We start from the raw sequence: 17,274 nt of genomic DNA, 5'->3' as shown, positions 1-17,274 counted from the left end.
GTCAAATGTGACATGTTGCAGATAAACCACAAAATATTGTGTAAAACGGCGAAAAAAGTACTTTATAACCACAAAATGTGCTATAATAAGATATATCATTATTACTATCGGAAAACGGGGTGTATGTAGGTGGAAAAGCAAGAACGTATTGAACAATTACGGTATGAGTTGAGCATTGAAAAACAACGTGGGACTATGGCAGATGCTGGTAAGATCGTAGATATCGAGGAAGAAATTGCATACTTGGAGCAACAAAACGTGGAAGAGTCTCAACAAGAGGTCGCCTACATCATGGACAATATGGATCTGGACGGCGTGACCATGCGTGACATGTTTAAAAACGACACACCGGAGTCAGCAGAATCGTCATATCAAGTTGTTCGTATCGTGGTGCAGAACACATTGTTACAGCGGGACGAGCACTGGATGGTTCAGATCAAAGATTTACAGGAGCGACTTGCAGCAGAAACAGCCGCCAAAGATGTGGCACAGGCGAAAGCGGATGAAGCAGGTGAAGCAAACGCCAAGTTGGTAACAGAACTGCGTGATGTCCGTTCTGAATTGCTGGATGCGGAAAGCAAACGTGATGCAGCTGTTGCGCAACTGGAAGAAGTTAAGGCTGAGGTAAGACAGAAAGAAAGTCACATCGACGATCTGCGCCAACAAATTGCAGTGGGTGCGGTACAAGCGACCAAAGTTATCGACGTTGGTGACGCTATGGCAGCATGGAAAGAGCAGAAGAAACGTGAGGAAGAATCCAAACCAGCCATCTATGACGTTGAGTGGGCAGATGACAAGCGTTCCACATATAGAGCAAAACTTGCCGCATCAGACGAAGTGATCACCTTCAACTACCTCGAAAAAGGGAAGTATCGGGAGGTGAGCGCCGAAGAGGCGCCGCAATTTCGAATCAGCGAAGAACCCCAACGTGTTGATGAGGATCTGGCACGGACTAACGACCTGGAAGAGGGCGGAGAACTAAAGCCTCCCACTTGGCAGTTTCCAGAAGGGGACGAAGCCACGCAAGAAAGCACAGGACACGAGCTGGCTCAAGGAGACGTGGCAGGAAGTGCTGATCCGGAGACAGAGGGGCCTCCAACGCGAGCAGAATTTGAGGAACTCAAAAGACGCGTGAGTGCACTGGAGTTGCCGCAATCGGAGGTGGCGTAATGAACGAGGCAATGATTGCTGTAATTCATGACCACATGACAAAACTGTTTGACCCAGAAGACGAGTGCTTCACGTATGATCTAAGCACTACCGACGCAACAGAGCTTTTCACATCCATGATCCAAGCAGAGGCATTCCTGTTCAACGAATTAACTAAACAAAAGAAAACATTTCTGGAGTACACGCATATGGCGAATCAATTAGTCGTGCAGGACTTGATAGAGAGCAAGGGTACATGATATACCACCGCAAAGCAGAAACCGTGAGAGCGATCCAAATCAAGGATTACTCTCCGGCTACTGTTGCCGCAGTAAAGGCGTTTACGGGCGCTGAACACGTGGAGTACCGCAGACACATTAGGGCAAAGCAAGAAGAGGTACATGTGATCATACGAGGAGCATCTAGCATATTCGATGACCACATTCATTTGTACCGTGGGGATTGGCTTGTAAGATCGGAGTTAACAGGCTGGTGTAAATATAGAGATTGGGAATTCAAACAAAGGTATGAGGAGGGAGAACATGGACAACAATCAGTTGACGGAACTGCTGAAGGATTATAGATCTTACAAGTTCGCTGTGCAGAATTTGATTGAGGTGGAAGCAAACCGATGGTCAAGTATATACGACGAACGAGCCTACGGCAATCTGGACGGATGGGATAAGTCGAGATACAGCCGAATCGTTAATCTGATCGATGGAGCAGTCAATGAGGTATTGAGCGATGATCAACGGATGGTCATTATGCGGAAGTATCTGGAGCGCAACACAATGGATCTGGTCGAGATCGCCAAGGCCATCCACCGGGACCGGACAACTGTAGGACGCTGGCACACGGAAGCTATACGCCGATTGTCTGTTGCACTAGCACCCTTGAGTTATAAAGATCGTGAGATCAGCAATATTGATTTTATGTTCAACCAACCAGCATAAATGCATCATCTGTGCATCATTCATGCAACATAATTCGCACACATATGCAACATGGAATTTGTTATGATACTAACATAGGGAACGGATGATAAGCGCCGATAGCTGTATGCGCAGTCGTCGTTTACAACGTTCCTTCCTTGCATGCCAAAACTAAGATGTGGTGGCGGAAGAGGTAGACGCTAATGGCAGATAGAGGGGCTTAGTGGTTCGATTCCACGAGCGGATAATCACGGTGAAATAGCCGACTCCGCGACGCCGTAGTAACCAGGCAGACGAGTAGCTTTTCTTGCAAGGTGCAAATCCTTGCCCACATCAACAATAACTTCAACGTTCAGTGATTTGCGTAACGCAAGTGTGGTCACGCTCTCGTATATTGGGTCTTCCCCGAAGTGGAGTGCACAGCCCGTGTACAGGTAAACGTGATTGTTGCGTAAGTCCCTGAGCGTTGAAGTACAGAGAGTGACGGTCAAGCGCCGTTGCTCTTTTTGTTTTTGCCGAAGGCCATCGAGTCCGACCGAATCACCCAGCGACAGCGGGGGCCGTATCGGGTTGGGTCATTAAGAGGAGGGATAACACATATGAAACTCCATAAAGACGGAACAGTAGAGGGTACACCACAGGAGATAGCTGAGTATAACAGGTTGGTGAATGGTACGCAGACACTTGGCCCAGTGGGAGGGCAGTACCGTAGCCCAAGTGCCGCAAGTAACCCGTTGCTACCCGGAGACACTATTAAACCTGTCATTACTTCAGCGGGTGGGAGCGGCATTCAATCTGGTGGTAGAAACATTACAGCCTGGAATGAGATGACACGGGGCATCATGCAGATGCAGGAAGAGTACTGGAAGAATCGAAAGCCTGAGGATCGACCGACTGTGATGTATGGGTGGTCAATACCAAAGTATGAACGAACCGAGTAGAGAGGAAGGTGATACCCATGGCATTGTCAGAAAAGCAAATGAATTTCGTTAACGAGTACATGAAGGACATGAACGGAACAGCCGCTTATCTGCGTGCCGGGTACAATTGTACCGAGGAGGCCGCAAGACGTGCAGCAAGCCGTTTGTTGACAAATGTTGACGTAATGTCCGAAATCGGACAAAGAACGGACAAAATGCAGGAAGAATCAGGTATGAGTGTCCAATGGGTGCTGGATCAGTACAAGGAGATCATCGTCAACAACCTTGCGGAAGACCCGGCAGTAGCCAAAGGTGCGCTTGATAGCGTGGCGAAACATTATGGCATGTTCAAGGATCGGACAGAGATTGACCTGAAGGTAAGCAAGAAACTGGAGGAATTCTTCTCATGAGCATATCCGTACCGAGAGCAAAGCAGATGACATGCAAAGATATCATAGCCAGACGCAAAGAGTTGTGGGCAGATAGTCGTGACATTGAGCGAGACAATCAGTTCGTGGCGGCATCCGTTGACTATATCGTTGATCCCGATAATGCTACGATGAGAAAGGAGATCCAACGATACCCTGAGTACCTCATCGAGATTTCCTTTGTCATCGTAGACAAGGACAAGCGCACCGTGCCGTTCTTTCTCAACGAGGTGCAGCAGAGTTTCCTTGATGATATCAACGTGGCTAAGGATGGATATGCAGCCGGCACACGGTCACACCTCAAGTTTCTGGTGCTGAAAGGTAGGCAACAGGGTTTCACGTCGTTCATCACCGCTTACCAGTTGGCTAATGCGATCATCGGAAAGAACTTCTCCGGGTTCACCCTGGCAGACAGTGGTGACAACACAAACACGATATTCGAGGACAAAGCCAAGTACATCTATAACCAGTTACCTGAGCCATTACAACCGTCCATCAAGTACAACAACAGACGGGAGTTCCACTTCGACAAGTTAAATAGCCGCTGGCGTGTCAACACCGCTGGCAATAAAGAGGTTGGTCGTTCTAAGACGATCAACTTTTTTCATGGTTCAGAGTCAGCGTTCTGGGACAGCATCGACAGTATCATGACGGGTCTGGGTGAAGCACTCACCAAGGACAGCATACAGATACTGGAGACCACAGCTAATGGACTGAACGAGTTCAAAGACCTGTGGGACGATGCAGAGAAAGGCGCGAACAACTGGGACCCGAAGTTCTACCAATGGTGGTTAACACCCGAGTATGTGCTCAAGTTCGAGGACAAAGAGCGTGAGCAACAGTTCAAGCGTGATGTGGCTGCTGGTGAGACAGAGTTCATGCAGAAGCTGAAACGACTGCTTGAGATCGAGGGACTACGGTGGGAACAACTCTACTGGTACTACGGCAAATACAAGGACTTGAAGGATAAGCTGGATCAGGAGTACCCGTGTACGGCAGATGAAGCATTCTTGGCGTCCGGACGACCGCGCTTTGACGTCAACGTACTGATGGAGTACCTCAAGCACTGTGTACCCGGTACGATGGGGCGCATAGAGCGGTATGGTGACAAGGTTGTGTTCGTGAAGGATGAGAGCGGTAACCTTGAGGTGTGGAAGCAACCGCAACCGAACAAGCAGTACTTCATCGGTGTGGACGTGGCGAAGGGTAAGGCAGACGGTGACTACAGTTGTGCAACCGTGTGGGATGCAGACAAGAACCTTGTGGCGATGTGGCATGGGCATGTAGACCCAGACGCATTGGGATCTCCGGTACTCAGCAACCTTGGAGACTATTACAACGAAGCACTCGTGGCGATTGAAGAGAATAACCACGGTCTGACAACGATTAACACGATTAAACACATATATACGAACCTGTACAAGCGAACCACGCATGACAAGATCACGGACCAAGAAAAACAAGAGTTGGGATGGTGGACTTCTCCACGTACCAAGCCGCTCATGATTGACAACTTGGCCAGATTGATCAGAGAGAAACAAATCGGATGTAAGTCCGAACGCATGATAAAAGAGCTCATTAAATATGTAGTCGGTGAAGACGGAGACACCAATGCCGCAAGTGGCAACGATGATACCGTCACGTCATCGGCTATTATTTTGCTCGTTATGGACCCGTACATCACAGAGTTAGCCGATGTGTTCGGCAACAAGGCGACAAAGCCAGACAGTGACAACTCATTCGTGATCAAGTCGGATGGTAGTGTACAGCACATAAGTGAAATAGAAGACGAAGCGCGGCGTCCAGGTAAGGATGACAACGACGATGCCGCATGGTTTAGGAGGATGTGGTGATGACATTCACAATAACTTGTAACGGATGCGGGACAACGGTCGAACTGACTGACGAGAACGTTCATGAGTTCATCAATGAGTATGCATGGGCGCATGAGGATTTTAAAGTGTCAGAAGAGACGCCTATTGGTGCGTTTGTAACATACGACACATCGAACGAAACAGTGCTTTGTAAATGCGGAAACAAGGTTAGGAGGTAGCTGATACATGGTTGTGCTAATTAGCTTCATTTGCATCGCGTTGACTGCCAGTGTCGCCTATGCCGCCTTTGTATACGGCAGGCAGATAGGATACACCAAGCGTGATAACGAAGCGCTCAAGGATGACAAGAAGGCCATGCAGGATCACATTGAAACACTGACACTGGAGTATATGCAGTTAGAGACACAGTACAAGCAGGAGCAACACGACAAGGCGCGGCCCGTGAATCCAGGTAGCTGGGATCCGAGCCAACTTAACGCAAGGGGGTGAGATGAATGCCGCAACAGAAGGTGAACGAGGTCGTTGATACTATGGACCAGCGTAACCAAGACACCACATCCAAGGTGGATCAAACGGACACTGAGACAACAGAAGCCATGCGGATACAGCAATTGTTCAACGGTGCGTGGTTAGCCAAACAGAACATGCAGCTACACGAGAACTGGCGCAGGTTTGATGACTATGTTCACAGTAGACAGGGTGTACAGGAGACAGCAGATGATCCCAACAGTAACACCAACATCATCAAGCCTATCGTGGACAGCCAGATTGCTGACTTGGTAGATAAGCCGCAAGCGGTCAGTGCTAAGGGTGTGGAGCTGTCAGACGAACTGTACGCCATCCAGACACAGCACATGATGGACTTCATATTGGATCATAACAAGTTTAAACAGAAGCTTGAGCGTGCCGAGCATGACCGTCTGGAACTGGGTACAAGCGTATACAAAGTGTACTTCGATGAGGATGCACTGGGTGGACGAGGACTTCCAACGTATGATGTAGTGGATCCGGCTAACTTCTTCCCAGATCCCAAGATTACAGCGTACACCAACCTACAGGATGCAGAATTCATCATCCACGCCACCTGGAAGCCACTGAGCTGGTTCAGACGTGTGTTTCCGAAGCGTGGTAAGTATCTGCAACGTCAGGTGAACGTACTATATGATCCCAAGATATATGAAGGTGACAACTCCGACGAATCGGATTACACCACATCCCAACGGGCTCTACTACTGGAGTTCTACACACGGGATGATGAAGGTGAGCTGTACTGCCTGAGTGTATCGCAACAAATCATATTGCAGGACACACGAGAAGAGGATGGCAAGCTACAACGCCGGGACATGTACCCATTCGTGGTGATCCCATGCTACCCTCAACGCGGTATTTTGTGGGGTCAGGGCGATGTAGAGTTACTCATACCAACGCAGGACATCATCAACGACTTGGACGATCAGATCCGTATCAACGCAAGGCTGATGGGTAACCCGCAGATTGCATTCGGAATTGGTGCTGGGCGTGGGTTTGATCCACGCAAGTGGACATCAACCGCAGGGTTGAGAATTCCTATGCGAGACGTTAACTCATTCCGTGTTGTCGAGGGCAGACCAGTGTCACCGGATGTTATCAATCGGCGGGAGAAGGCATTCCAAGAGGCAGATGTCATAAGTGGACGACCAGACGTAACCCGTGGGCAACAGCCTTCGGGCGTTACTGCGTTCCGAGCCATTGCGGCATTGCAACAAGCCGGACAGAAGGGAACCGTGCACAAGAAAGAGATGCTGAAAGAAGGCTTCCGTCAGGTGCTACAGCTCCTGTATGACGAGATGATTGAGCAGTGGGACGAGGAAATGTGGGTTCGGATCGAGGGGCAGATGCCGGACTACAAGTTCTACGACCCACGTAAACTGCGCGAGGTTGACCGCTTGATACCGAATGAGATGGCAGATGCAAATATGCCGAACGAACCAGAGCACAAGGTGCTGGAGGATGAGTCCGGCAAGCCGATGACTCGTGTGGCTGAGTTTGATTTGTCTATCACCATTGGTGACGGTATGCCGAGCGACAAGGCGTTTGTGTTCGACATGATCACGGATCTAGCACGAATGAACATCGAAGGCAAGCCGGTTATCTTCTGGCGTGAGATTCGCGAGTATCTGCGTGAAGAGGTGGGATTGCCGCTACGTGATGAAGAGGAAATGACGCAGGAACAACAGCAGATGCCAGGTATGGGCGGTCAGTTACCACCTGGAATGGCACCGGAGGGTATGATGCCACCGCAAGGAGCACCAATGCCGCAAGGAATGATGCCAGGACCGCCACAAGGACAACCAATGCCACAGGGACCACCTCAAGGATTACCGCAAGGCATACCGCCTGAGTTACTCATGCAGTTAATGCAACAGGCGCAAGCGCAACAAGCTCCGCAAGGACAGCCTATGCCGCCTAATGTGATTCCAATGCAAGGAGGTGGTATGGGTGGCTAGAGAAATGTCAGCGAGTGAACAGAAGGCATGGATGCACTTCTTGGAAGGCGATCCAATGTTTCGTGACTTTGTAGCACGCCAGACGCGTGCAGGGGATGAAGCACACCAACGGATTGCATCACAGCCGATGTGCCCGAAGTGTGAACGTCCTGGATTCCATGATGTCTACGGTATGGCTTGCAACAACTGCGGATACCGTGGTGCTCCAGCGATGACGACACGACAGTACCTCAAGGAAGGGTGGTGGAAGTGATGGCTAAGGGTGAGATGAACGTTAACCAGAAGAAGCCGGAGATTTGTGGCCCGGGCAGTGCCAAGTCAGTTGGTAAGATGTATGACACATCGTCTGGTAAAGGCATGCGTCAGACGTACAAAGAGACTGGTAAGCAAGGAAAAGGAAGTAAATAAATCTACAGGCCGTTCCCAGTCGTGGGGCGGCCTTTTATATACCCACATTCGGTGGTGACTTACCGAGAACAGATCGGGATCGGGCGATAGCTGGTTGATGCCGTCCAGCAAAAGGAGGAAACGATATGCCAACACTTGACGATTACCGTAACAATTCGGGCGATTTTGCGGAGGAATCCGCAGAGGTACATGACGCCGATGTGCCAGAACAGAACGACATCCCTGATCAAGTGGATGAACCGGACTTTGATGATGATACACCTGATGGCGAAGAACAGGACTATGAGGACGATCACACGCCTGAACCAGACGTTTATGACGATCCCGAGCCTGAACTATCCCCTAAGGAGAAAACAGCCTTTGAGAAGCGTATGGAGCGCGAGAGACGCAAGCTTGAAGAGGAACTGACCAATCAATTGGAGCAGAAGTACTCCAAGCACAAGAGCGTCATTGAGAAGCTTGGCGGCGATCCTGATCAGATTGAACGTCACTTGGAGAATCAGCGCATCCAGAACGAAGTACAAGGGCAAGCACAACAACTGGCTTACAACAACGGCTGGGACGAGGAACAAACCCAGTGGTACATCAACGACCAGATGGAACGCCAACGCCAGCAACAACAGCAGAACGATCTTCAAAAGGAGATTGCACAACTGCGTTTGGAAAGCCAGATCAACGAACTGCGTGACAACCCTGACTTTGCCGGGATTGCAACAATGAAGAATGAAATTGCAGACAAGGTCAACAAGTCAAACGGTAGTCTGAGCGTGTCCGAGGCTTACTGGGCTTTGGGTGGTGAGCGTCGAGCTAAGCAAATGAAGCGCGAAGCCGAACAACGCTCATCCGTACAGCGCCGGAGTCGTGTGGTAGCGAAGGACAACGCTACTGCCGCAAGCACTGAGAAGGCAATCCCTGCGAGTGTCTTGGCAGATGCGAAGCGTATGGGCATCAGTGAGGCTGAGTACCGAGAGTTATTGGTGTTTGATTCGAACAATATCAACGATTATCGCGAGAAGAAGAAACGAAAATAGGAGGAATTATTCATGGCTATTACACCATATATCGTGCGCCGCTTGGGTGCAGGTAATAACAACCCGGACATTGAGTACTTCGATGTAGACGCATCACAGAACATTATCGCAGGCAACTTCGTCGTGGTGGCGGCTGGACTGGCTCAGAATGCAGTAGCAGCTACGACAGCGGAAATTGTGGGACTGGCAAATGGAGGATATCAAAACGGGGCAACCGCTACAACAGGCAAGCCATTGCCGGCTGTGTTGGCGAAAAACTCCGTGATCCGCATGAACTTCACGGATGCTGGTACGAAGAAGACATTTACACGCGCTGACTTGTATGGTGCGTTGTACGGCCTGAGTGATGCGGTCACGCTTAACCCGGACGATACTACAGGCGGTTTCTTACAAGTGGTAGATTTCGATAACACAAATAAAACGGTTGATGTCGTGGTAGCAGCAGCGGCTCAATACCTCGTATAAGGAGTGAACTAACATGCCAGGACCTATTCAAACACAACAGTTCAGAGACGTATTTCTAAAGAAAATTGACAAGGTATTCTTCGAAGCTTATGACGAAGAGCCAGAACAATGGTCTAAGTACCTGAATGACAAGACATCCAACCAGTACGCAGAGGTTGTTCAACGTTACGCGGGTACAGGACGCTGGAAGCCAAAGGCTGAGCTTGCAAACCCAGAGAAGACATCCTTCAAGCTGGCTGACCTGATCGTAACGGAGCATGAGCCGTGGTCGATCCAAGTTGAAATGTCTCGTGAAGCGAACGACGACTTTAAGTTCAACGAAGTCGAGAACATGACTCGTGACGCTGGGCATGGTGCCCGTGATACGGTTGAAGCTGAGTGCGCGAAGGTGCTGGACAACGCATTCACTGAGAACACATACGATGGCACGCCGCTGATCTCTGATGCGCATGCTTATCGTGGTGCACAAGGTGGTATCTGGTCCAACAAGATTGATGGCGCATTGAGCGACTCCACTCTCAAAGAGGGTATCATCTTGTTCCGCGAACAAAAGGATGAGTCCGGTAAGCAAATCTCCCAACGTCCGAAAAAGCTGATCGTCAACCAAGCGTTGCAGTTCCAAGCGGCGGCTATCGTGCAATCCGTCCTGCAATCTGGCACAGCGAACAATGATGTGAACACGATCCCTGATCTGCAGATCATTGACTTGCTGTACACCGAAAGCAAAACAGCGTGGTTCCTGCAAGCCGCTCGTCACCAAATGCAACATTACTGGAGAATTCCGGTGGAGTTCCGTCGCCGCAGTCAAATGACAGACAACATGGCTTGGATCTGGGATGGATACTTCCGTCACTCCACAGCTATCGAGGATGTGCGCGGTATCGTCGGTTCCACAGGCCAATAAGGAGGGATAGTATGCCAGACTTTCGAGGTACAAACGGTAACGAAGGGAATGGGATCGTCTATGCGGACGGATTCTCAACAGGCGACGGCTCGGTTTCTTTTCCGAGTACCGTTGCTTCAACCACGATTACGTTCAATCCGCCATCACTGGCGACAGGAGTATTCGCTGTTTCGACCGCCATAACAGTCACGGGCGTTGCTTTGGGTGATTCCGTTACGCTATACCCGCCATATGACACGGACGGTGTGATCTACCAAGCGTCACCATCAGCAGCCAATGCCATCAAGATATCGATGTTCAACGCCAACACAGCAACAAAGGATCTGGCATCAGGCACGTGGGGCGTAGTCGTTACACGGAGGGATTAGCCCATGGAAAAGATTGAATGGGAGGTCGGAGGACCGCAGTCATCGGGTAAGAAAGTGCAGCACATACCGACACTGCGGAACAATCCCAACAGCTCCGACAAGGAAAAGGAGAGCGTTAGGCTATGGAACGTCATGGTCAACGCACTCCGAGAAAACGGATTGATGAAGGAGAAGGGAGAGGAATAACCTCTCTCTTTTTTCTTTAGGAGGTACTATGGATCATTTTGACGGAGTTACACCAGAACAACGCTGGAAGAACGAGTTGTTGCGTGAAATTAAGAACTTGAACAATAACATTAGACAGGGAGTTAATATTTTTGGCATGAAGCCTATGGAGCAGCCAGAACAACTGGAGTTGATCCCTGAGCCACAACCAGAGAGGAAGGGGAAGAGTAATGGCACAAAGAGTGGATGACGTCCTTACGGGCGGTGTCACGGTTGTACCGGATGACGAGTTGAACATTGTGTTCCCGAGTGGAACAACGTGCAGCAAGGCAGTGTACGTGGATGGAACTGGAGATGTAGCTGCGGTTATGGCAGACGGTAGCGAGTTGTTATTCAATGATCTGGCTGTCGGTGTGTTCCATCGGTTAAGCGTGGTGCGTATCTTCAGCACGGGAACAACTGCAACAGGCATCAAAGTTTTGTATTAGGAGGTGCAAGCATGACAACAGTACCATCAATGGTGAGTCAACAGCTTGGCTTGCTAAGTTCTGGGGCTGATCCTGCGGATGTTCGAGCAGGACAATCCTTTATTAAGCCAGGATCACTCGCCATTCAAGCAGGAACGATGACAGACAACGGCGACCTAGGCACGATTGTTCCTGGAACAACGGACGTTCCAATTCCTGAGGGGTATACCACAGGCGGTGTAGTCCAAGGGGATGCAGACTTAGTGTCATCGAATATCAAGGCTGGTACTGATATATTCGGGGTTACTGGCACAGCTGTGTTGGCAACAGGGAATGCCGTTGACGCTAATGTATTGGCTGGAGTAACGTACTCAAGCGGTTCAGGTTCCAGTACGGGAACGATGCCAAACAACGGATCGCTGGGTATCATCATCCCAGACACCACACCCAAAACGATCCCAGCAGGCTACACAACAGGCGGTAGCGTAGCGGGTAGTATCAACTTGATACCAAGTAATATTCGAAGCGGAACAAGCATCTATGGCGTTACAGGTAGTGTGATCCAAGCTAGCGGCAGTGCTACAGAAGATAAGTTATTGATAGGCGAGACGGCTTCAACAGCTACTGGAGTAATTACAGGTACGATGCCAAACAACGGATCGCTTGGGACAATAACTCCAGGAACCACGAGCAAACCCATACCATCGGGTTACACCACGGGCGGTTCTGTCGCAGGAAGTGGTAATTTACAGGCGGGTAATATACGTTTAGGTGTCAATATATTCGGCATAACCGGTTCCCTTGATCCTGGTACACAAACAGGGGGTACAGCAGATCCGGGAGATGTATTGACGGGTGAAACCTTCACGAATGATTCTGGAGTACAAACGGGGAACATGCCCAACAACGGGGCCATAAACATCACTCCGGGAAGCTCCAGCCAAACCATTCCGATCGGATACCATAATGGGGGTGGTACAGTTAGTGCCGTGACGTTTGACACCACAAAAGTACTGACAGGCACAACAATCGCTGGTACGTCCGGCACTATGGTGAACAATGGAGACTTGAGCACAATCATACCTGGTATTGATACACAAGCAATCCCTTCTGGATATACATCGGGAGGAACAGTAGCGGGGGATGTGGATCTGGTTCCAGGTAACATTAAAAGTGGTGTAAACATATTTGGAGTAACCGGTACATTAGAAGGTACTTTAATTAACGGGCAGATATCAACAACACTCCCTTACGCAGTAAACATTGCGAAGAATGATCCTATTGTAGTGTCCGAAAATTTGGAATCAAACTCTATCCCGTACAGTGCAACAAATGCGAATGGTTCCGCGTCAAGTCCTGACGGTGTGTATCTAGCAGTAGTATTTGATATTTCGCCTTTTGTTGCTATTTACAAAAATAGCGGGGGCTCATTTACCAAGCTGCCTGACCCTGCCTCACTTCCGCCTGATGCATGCTATGATGTCGCTTTTAGTCCAGATGGTAACTACTTAGCAATAGCCACATACTCGTCTCCCTTCATCGTAATTTATAAACGCTCAGGAGATGTGTTCACAAAACTCGCCAACCCGAGTGTTTTGCCAGCAGGAAGGGGATACGGGGTTTCATTTAGTTCAGATGGAACTTATCTGGCTGTAGGACATGATACCTCGCCGTATATAACGATCTATAAACGTTCCGGCGATACGTTCACAAAACTGGCCAATCCGAGTGTTTTACCAACTGGCGGCGGGCGTAAGATGTCATTCGGGTTTAACGATAGTTACTTAGTTATTGCTCATGCCACAACACCGTTTATTACAATTTACAAACGTTCTGGAGATGTTTTCACAAAACTATCGGACCCCGACGTTTTGCCAACTGCTCAAGGGTCTGACGCAAAATTCAGTTCAGATGGCACCTATCTAGCTGTAAGTTTTCAGTTGTCTCCAGGTTTACGCATTTATAAGCGTAGCGGCGATGTATTCACGAAGTTGCCTGACCCGGATGTAATGCCAACATCCCAAGGTTATGGTGTAAGTTTTAGCGCTAACGATTTGTATATGGCTGTAGCCTTCCAGCTCACACCCTTCTTTCTGCTTTACAGACGTAACGGCGATGTATTCACGAAGTTATCCAACCCTGACGTATTGCCTACAAGTAGAGGTAACGGTGTTTCTTTTTCACCGAGCAGTGATTATCTGTTCTTTAGCAATGCCACAACGCCTTATTTTAGGTCGTACAGAATATGGAATAAGGCTTATAAAAGCAATAACTCGGTGCTTGATTTGCGAAATATAGCCGCCGCAGGCTATGCACTATCAGATGGAAATGCTGGAGATACAAAAGACGTAGTATTGATATGGAGGTAGATCACATGAAATTTTATTTTCAACTGGACCAGGACAATATCATACGCGACGCTATCACATATCCACACGAAGGATATACAGAGGTAGAGTTGGACATCACCCACCTACCTGCTGGCATCAACGCAGGGTACTACCGCTGGAATGGTACAACATTCGAGATTGACGAGTCACTAAAGCCAAAAGATCCTACCGATGTAACTCAAGCTATTGAGGATCTACAGAGGAACCAACAGCTCATGCAACAAGCGATTGATGATCTTGTCATGGGAGGTGCGCTGTAATGGGAGCGTATATGGGTCAACGGATCATCGACAAGGCGTACACTTACGACTATGTGTTATCGCGCAGGCCAGATTTGAAACCCGGCATTGACACTTACCTGATTGCTGAGGGATACGGGAACTTGATTACAGGCGGTGAGTGATATGATCGCATCTGATTTACTGGCAGACATTAATCTGCGGTACCGGAACACCTTTACCGAAGCACAGAAGCTGGTCTGGATGAACGACGAACAGAATGATATATTCCAGTCGTTCAAAATAGAGAGTGACCCGGTGCCTGTACCTTTGGTAACTGGGTCAAAGCTGTACCTGCGTCCACCTGAAATTAAGTACATCGAACAGGTGAGGGCAGCGACCATGCAACTCAACTCATCAGGCAATGATCCAGCATTTGTGGACTTGCCTTTTCGGCGTAACATGAATGATGTTGGCGCTAACTTTGCACCGTGGTACACCTTCTTGGGATCTGACAAGATGTACATCAATCTACCGAACACAGACATGACGGATTGCATCGCATACTTCTTCATTGATGCGTACGCTACTCCCATTACAGCTGGAACGTCGGTTCTATCTCTACCAGACAAGTACATGGAGATCATGAAGTATGGCGTGCTACGGAGGATCGCAGAGGCGAGAAAGGACATCGTGATGGTCAATAACTACACGGGTTCACGTGACGAGATCATTGACAACATGCTGTGGACTGAGGTAACGAACGAACCAGAGTGGGTTGTGCCAACATCCACACAGAAGTTCCGCAGTCACAGTAACGGATACATTATCAACGGATATTGAGGTGTATACAGTGGCAATTTGGAAAGAAGATCGGAATAAAAACAAACGGAATGCCAACAATTTCTCGAATGGACTGAACACAGTGAACAGTCCATTTTTTGTTGACGAAAACACGGTGATTGACGGATACGGATTTGATTTTGAAGCATTCCCAGCAATCCAAGTAAGAGGTGGGCGTACCAATTACGGCCCGGCTGGCAGCGGTCGAATTAACTTGCTCACCTCTTACGGTAATAAATATCTGGTAAGAGCAGCAGGAACCTCACTGCAATACAACAACTCGGGCACAACTTGGACGAACATTTCAGGTGCGTACGCGAATGTAGAATGGGCAGCGGCCAACTTTGATGTTAATGGACCAGCTTTGCTTTTGCTGAACCCTACCAACGGCGGGTATTACTGGAACGGAAGCACGATCACAGCGATCAGCCAAATGCCCAAAGGAAAATACATGACAACTGATAACCTCAGGGTTTATGTGGCTGGTAAGGCTGGAGAAGAAGACTACGTTTATTATTCTGCATTCCAAAATGCATTGGACTTTACCACTCCTGAAAATTCAGGGGTCGTTCAGTACTACACTGCTTCAGGTGGAAATATCACCGGACTTCACTCTTTTAACGGCGCGATATGGGTCTTCAAAAGTGATTCATTTGCGATTATTTATCATACAGGCAACTCAGATATTACGTATCGTCTGGTACCGATGTCCGACAATATAGGATGCGTATCATCCAAAACACTGGCTGAGGTTGGTCCATACCTCATGTGGCTTGGGATGGACGATGTCTATGTCGGCGCTGGTGATGCCGCTCGTGGCGTAGGCTCCATGATCCGGCGTTTCTTGAAACAAATCAACCCTGCTGCTGTAGAGAATTCATTCGCATTTAGTACAACTCGTAGATACTACTTGTGCATCCCTACTGGTACGAATGTACAACCAAACCTGTGCTTAGTGTATGACTACGAATACAGGCAGTGGCTACCGCATACGGGAAATCTGCCAACGCTCACATGGGGAGCAACACTGAATGGTGTTAATTATGCGGGTGGAACAACAGGTCAGGTATACAAAATGAACGACGGTACCACTGATTCGGGCCAACCCATACCGTGGATGGTGCAAAGCAGGCCATTTGATGAGGGCATGAAAGAGGCGGAGAAGGAGCTATATGAGCTTCATCTTCTTGGCATGTTTCCTGCTGGAACTACCCTAAACGTGGATGTTTCTCCAAGGGATGATGGGACGGAGTGGTATCGGATTGATTATAATCCTATCTCTACAAGCGGTGTAACCCAAAATAAAAACTTGATTGTGCCATTGGATACTGTACCGTTGTGTCACTATTACGCTTATAAATTGAGTGGGGCTGGGCCGGCAGTTGTTGAAGAAGTACAACGTTATAGCCGTATCCTACCTGTTATGCATTAAGAGAAGGAGTTGAGTCACTTGCCAGTACCGGATTTCGGCGGTCTACCGCCATATGCTAATTTCGAAGATGTGACAAACAAAGTAAACGACCTGGTTCAAAGGTTGAGACAATTACTCTTGAATCTGGATACTCTCAACATCAAATCCTTGAACGCTGAGGTAATTGTGGCTGGGACCATTACGGGAGATAAGATTCAAGCTAACACGATCACTGGTGACAAGGTTCAAGCGAATACCATTACAGCAGACAAATTGCTCGTTAACGAACTGTCCGCCATCAGCGCGAATCTAGGGCACATTGTAGCTGGTTTGATAGAATCCGTGGAGATTTATGGATCGTATATTTCCACTAACAAAACAGGGTATCCAAAAGCAGAGATGAGTAATACAAATGATTTGTTTGCGACTTACCTCGATGCGAATAACTATTTGCTTATTCAGGCTGATTATAGTGGAGCTCCTTCCTTGGTGCTTGTTCAAGGAGGCGTAGTCAAATATAGATTAAGCGCGCTTCTCGGAACACCACTTATTGATGCTACAGGAGGAATGGAAATAAACGTGATTGGCGGTAAACTTAACTTACCTAAATTCACTGATATCCTAAGTAGCGATGGCTACAACCTGGGAGTCGAACTTGATGAGAAGGCAGTCGCTGGTATTTCTACTGAACCATCAGGTGCTCATAACCATGGAATTCCAGACGGTACTCAGTTCAAGGATGTGAATGGCGTAACCTGGACATACAGGGTCGCAGGAACTCATACCCACGAACAAACTAGTTGATTTCTAAAAAAAATGATATAATCGTGCCAAAATCTAACAAGAGGTGCGTT

At 48.6% G+C, this 17,274-nt stretch carries 24 protein-coding genes; all 24 read left to right on the top strand.

The window, feature by feature from the left end; translation table 11 throughout:
• Positions 1–129 precede the first annotated feature (129 nt).
• The 24 genes from MKY01_RS23220 to MKY01_RS23105 all read left to right on the top strand — a co-directional run bounded on the left by MKY01_RS23220 (position 130) and on the right by MKY01_RS23105 (position 17,224).
• Positions 130–1,170 (top strand): hypothetical protein, encoded by a 1,041-nt coding sequence (locus MKY01_RS23220; protein WP_339283698.1) that lies wholly within the window; start codon positions 130–132, stop codon positions 1,168–1,170.
• Complete coding sequence (locus MKY01_RS23215) at positions 1,170–1,409, top strand: hypothetical protein (protein ID WP_339283696.1); 240 nt, start codon at positions 1,170–1,172, stop codon at positions 1,407–1,409. The genes MKY01_RS23220 and MKY01_RS23215 overlap by 1 nt, the downstream gene beginning before the upstream one ends.
• On the top strand, positions 1,406–1,732 hold the full coding sequence (locus MKY01_RS23210) for a hypothetical protein (protein WP_339283695.1): 327 nt from the start codon (positions 1,406–1,408) through the stop codon (positions 1,730–1,732). The genes MKY01_RS23215 and MKY01_RS23210 overlap by 4 nt, the downstream gene beginning before the upstream one ends.
• Positions 1,692–2,102, top strand: a complete 411-nt coding sequence (locus MKY01_RS23205; RefSeq protein ID WP_339283693.1) for a hypothetical protein — start codon at positions 1,692–1,694, stop codon at positions 2,100–2,102. The genes MKY01_RS23210 and MKY01_RS23205 overlap by 41 nt, the downstream gene beginning before the upstream one ends.
• Before the next feature lie 578 nt (positions 2,103–2,680).
• Positions 2,681–3,022 carry a hypothetical protein gene (locus MKY01_RS23200; protein WP_339283692.1) on the top strand — a complete coding sequence of 114 codons (342 nt, stop codon included), beginning with the start codon at positions 2,681–2,683 and terminating at the stop codon, positions 3,020–3,022.
• 17 nt (positions 3,023–3,039) lie between these two features.
• Entirely contained in the window at positions 3,040–3,411 is a 372-nt protein-coding gene (locus MKY01_RS23195) for a terminase small subunit (protein WP_339283690.1), read from the top strand.
• Positions 3,408–5,282 carry a hypothetical protein gene (locus MKY01_RS23190; protein WP_339283689.1) on the top strand — a complete coding sequence of 625 codons (1,875 nt, stop codon included), beginning with the start codon at positions 3,408–3,410 and terminating at the stop codon, positions 5,280–5,282. Before MKY01_RS23195 ends, MKY01_RS23190 begins: the two co-directional genes overlap by 4 nt.
• A gap of 207 nt (positions 5,283–5,489) precedes the next feature.
• Entirely contained in the window at positions 5,490–5,753 is a 264-nt protein-coding gene (locus tag MKY01_RS23185; protein ID WP_339283687.1) for a hypothetical protein, read from the top strand.
• Positions 5,754–5,758: 5 nt separating this feature from the next.
• A complete protein-coding gene (locus MKY01_RS23180; protein ID WP_339283685.1) occupies positions 5,759–7,750 on the top strand; it encodes a hypothetical protein in 1,992 nt (663 codons plus the stop codon).
• Positions 7,743–8,003, top strand: coding sequence for a hypothetical protein (locus MKY01_RS23175; protein WP_339283684.1), 261 nt, complete (start codon positions 7,743–7,745; stop codon positions 8,001–8,003). The genes MKY01_RS23180 and MKY01_RS23175 overlap by 8 nt, the downstream gene beginning before the upstream one ends.
• Entirely contained in the window at positions 8,003–8,158 is a 156-nt protein-coding gene (locus tag MKY01_RS23170) for a hypothetical protein (RefSeq protein WP_339283682.1), read from the top strand. The genes MKY01_RS23175 and MKY01_RS23170 overlap by 1 nt, the downstream gene beginning before the upstream one ends.
• Before the next feature lie 125 nt (positions 8,159–8,283).
• Complete coding sequence (locus MKY01_RS23165) at positions 8,284–9,189, top strand: hypothetical protein (RefSeq protein ID WP_339283681.1); 906 nt, start codon at positions 8,284–8,286, stop codon at positions 9,187–9,189.
• Between the two features lie 12 nt (positions 9,190–9,201).
• Positions 9,202–9,654: a hypothetical protein gene (locus tag MKY01_RS23160; protein WP_339283679.1), complete on the top strand. Its 453-nt coding sequence runs from the start codon at positions 9,202–9,204 to the stop codon at positions 9,652–9,654.
• 13 nt (positions 9,655–9,667) lie between these two features.
• Positions 9,668–10,558, top strand: coding sequence for a Mu-like prophage major head subunit gpT family protein (locus MKY01_RS23155; protein ID WP_339283677.1), 891 nt, complete (start codon positions 9,668–9,670; stop codon positions 10,556–10,558).
• 11 nt (positions 10,559–10,569) lie between these two features.
• Positions 10,570–10,926 carry a hypothetical protein gene (locus tag MKY01_RS23150; protein WP_339283675.1) on the top strand — a complete coding sequence of 119 codons (357 nt, stop codon included), beginning with the start codon at positions 10,570–10,572 and terminating at the stop codon, positions 10,924–10,926.
• A 3-nt stretch (positions 10,927–10,929) separates the two neighbouring features.
• The gene (locus MKY01_RS23145) at positions 10,930–11,112 is read left to right on the top strand and encodes a hypothetical protein (RefSeq protein WP_150366494.1); all 183 of its coding nucleotides are present in this window, start codon (positions 10,930–10,932) and stop codon (positions 11,110–11,112) included.
• 28 nt (positions 11,113–11,140) lie between these two features.
• Positions 11,141–11,341 (top strand): hypothetical protein, encoded by a 201-nt coding sequence (locus MKY01_RS23140; RefSeq protein ID WP_339283672.1) that lies wholly within the window; start codon positions 11,141–11,143, stop codon positions 11,339–11,341.
• Positions 11,322–11,579 (top strand): hypothetical protein, encoded by a 258-nt coding sequence (locus MKY01_RS23135; protein WP_339283671.1) that lies wholly within the window; start codon positions 11,322–11,324, stop codon positions 11,577–11,579. The genes MKY01_RS23140 and MKY01_RS23135 overlap by 20 nt, the downstream gene beginning before the upstream one ends.
• Before the next feature lie 11 nt (positions 11,580–11,590).
• Entirely contained in the window at positions 11,591–13,927 is a 2,337-nt protein-coding gene (locus tag MKY01_RS23130; RefSeq protein WP_339283670.1) for a hypothetical protein, read from the top strand.
• Between the two features lie 5 nt (positions 13,928–13,932).
• Complete coding sequence (locus tag MKY01_RS23125; protein WP_339283669.1) at positions 13,933–14,208, top strand: hypothetical protein; 276 nt, start codon at positions 13,933–13,935, stop codon at positions 14,206–14,208.
• The gene (locus MKY01_RS23120) at positions 14,208–14,351 is read left to right on the top strand and encodes a hypothetical protein (RefSeq protein ID WP_339283667.1); all 144 of its coding nucleotides are present in this window, start codon (positions 14,208–14,210) and stop codon (positions 14,349–14,351) included. The genes MKY01_RS23125 and MKY01_RS23120 overlap by 1 nt, the downstream gene beginning before the upstream one ends.
• A 1-nt stretch (position 14,352) precedes the next feature.
• A complete protein-coding gene (locus MKY01_RS23115) occupies positions 14,353–15,009 on the top strand; it encodes a hypothetical protein (RefSeq protein WP_339283666.1) in 657 nt (218 codons plus the stop codon).
• Between the two features lie 10 nt (positions 15,010–15,019).
• Positions 15,020–16,441, top strand: coding sequence for a hypothetical protein (locus tag MKY01_RS23110; RefSeq protein WP_339283664.1), 1,422 nt, complete (start codon positions 15,020–15,022; stop codon positions 16,439–16,441).
• 18 nt (positions 16,442–16,459) lie between these two features.
• Positions 16,460–17,224 carry a hypothetical protein gene (locus MKY01_RS23105; RefSeq protein ID WP_339283662.1) on the top strand — a complete coding sequence of 255 codons (765 nt, stop codon included), beginning with the start codon at positions 16,460–16,462 and terminating at the stop codon, positions 17,222–17,224.
• Positions 17,225–17,274 lie beyond the last annotated feature (50 nt).

It is taken from the genome of Paenibacillus sp. FSL R5-0486, assembly GCF_037975155.1.
Classification (GTDB): Bacteria; Bacillota; Bacilli; order Paenibacillales; family Paenibacillaceae; genus Paenibacillus; species Paenibacillus amylolyticus.
Note: the sequence above shows the minus strand (reverse complement) of the source record. Positions and strands in the feature narration are given on the sequence as shown.

Bases quoted from the DNA above. Each gene is read 5' to 3' on its own strand.
- MKY01_RS23185 (WP_339283687.1), top strand. From the start codon at position 5,490: ATGGTTGTGCTAATTAGCTTCATTTGCATCGCGTTGACTGCCAGTGTC.
- MKY01_RS23120 (WP_339283667.1), top strand. From the start codon at position 14,208: ATGGGAGCGTATATGGGTCAACGGATCATCGACAAGGCGTACACTTAC.
- MKY01_RS23190 (WP_339283689.1), top strand. From the start codon at position 3,408: ATGAGCATATCCGTACCGAGAGCAAAGCAGATGACATGCAAAGATATC.
- MKY01_RS23155 (WP_339283677.1), top strand. From the start codon at position 9,668: ATGCCAGGACCTATTCAAACACAACAGTTCAGAGACGTATTTCTAAAG.
- MKY01_RS23205 (WP_339283693.1), top strand. From the start codon at position 1,692: ATGGACAACAATCAGTTGACGGAACTGCTGAAGGATTATAGATCTTAC.
- MKY01_RS23180 (WP_339283685.1), top strand. From the start codon at position 5,759: ATGCCGCAACAGAAGGTGAACGAGGTCGTTGATACTATGGACCAGCGT.
- MKY01_RS23195 (WP_339283690.1), top strand. From the start codon at position 3,040: ATGGCATTGTCAGAAAAGCAAATGAATTTCGTTAACGAGTACATGAAG.
- MKY01_RS23150 (WP_339283675.1), top strand. From the start codon at position 10,570: ATGCCAGACTTTCGAGGTACAAACGGTAACGAAGGGAATGGGATCGTC.
- MKY01_RS23125 (WP_339283669.1), top strand. From the start codon at position 13,933: ATGAAATTTTATTTTCAACTGGACCAGGACAATATCATACGCGACGCT.
- MKY01_RS23170 (WP_339283682.1), top strand. From the start codon at position 8,003: ATGGCTAAGGGTGAGATGAACGTTAACCAGAAGAAGCCGGAGATTTGT.
- MKY01_RS23135 (WP_339283671.1), top strand. From the start codon at position 11,322: ATGGCACAAAGAGTGGATGACGTCCTTACGGGCGGTGTCACGGTTGTA.
- MKY01_RS23210 (WP_339283695.1), top strand. From the start codon at position 1,406: ATGATATACCACCGCAAAGCAGAAACCGTGAGAGCGATCCAAATCAAG.
- MKY01_RS23130 (WP_339283670.1), top strand. From the start codon at position 11,591: ATGACAACAGTACCATCAATGGTGAGTCAACAGCTTGGCTTGCTAAGT.
- MKY01_RS23200 (WP_339283692.1), top strand. From the start codon at position 2,681: ATGAAACTCCATAAAGACGGAACAGTAGAGGGTACACCACAGGAGATA.
- MKY01_RS23160 (WP_339283679.1), top strand. From the start codon at position 9,202: ATGGCTATTACACCATATATCGTGCGCCGCTTGGGTGCAGGTAATAAC.
- MKY01_RS23145 (WP_150366494.1), top strand. From the start codon at position 10,930: ATGGAAAAGATTGAATGGGAGGTCGGAGGACCGCAGTCATCGGGTAAG.
- MKY01_RS23215 (WP_339283696.1), top strand. From the start codon at position 1,170: ATGAACGAGGCAATGATTGCTGTAATTCATGACCACATGACAAAACTG.
- MKY01_RS23140 (WP_339283672.1), top strand. From the start codon at position 11,141: ATGGATCATTTTGACGGAGTTACACCAGAACAACGCTGGAAGAACGAG.
- MKY01_RS23115 (WP_339283666.1), top strand. From the start codon at position 14,353: ATGATCGCATCTGATTTACTGGCAGACATTAATCTGCGGTACCGGAAC.
- MKY01_RS23165 (WP_339283681.1), top strand. From the start codon at position 8,284: ATGCCAACACTTGACGATTACCGTAACAATTCGGGCGATTTTGCGGAG.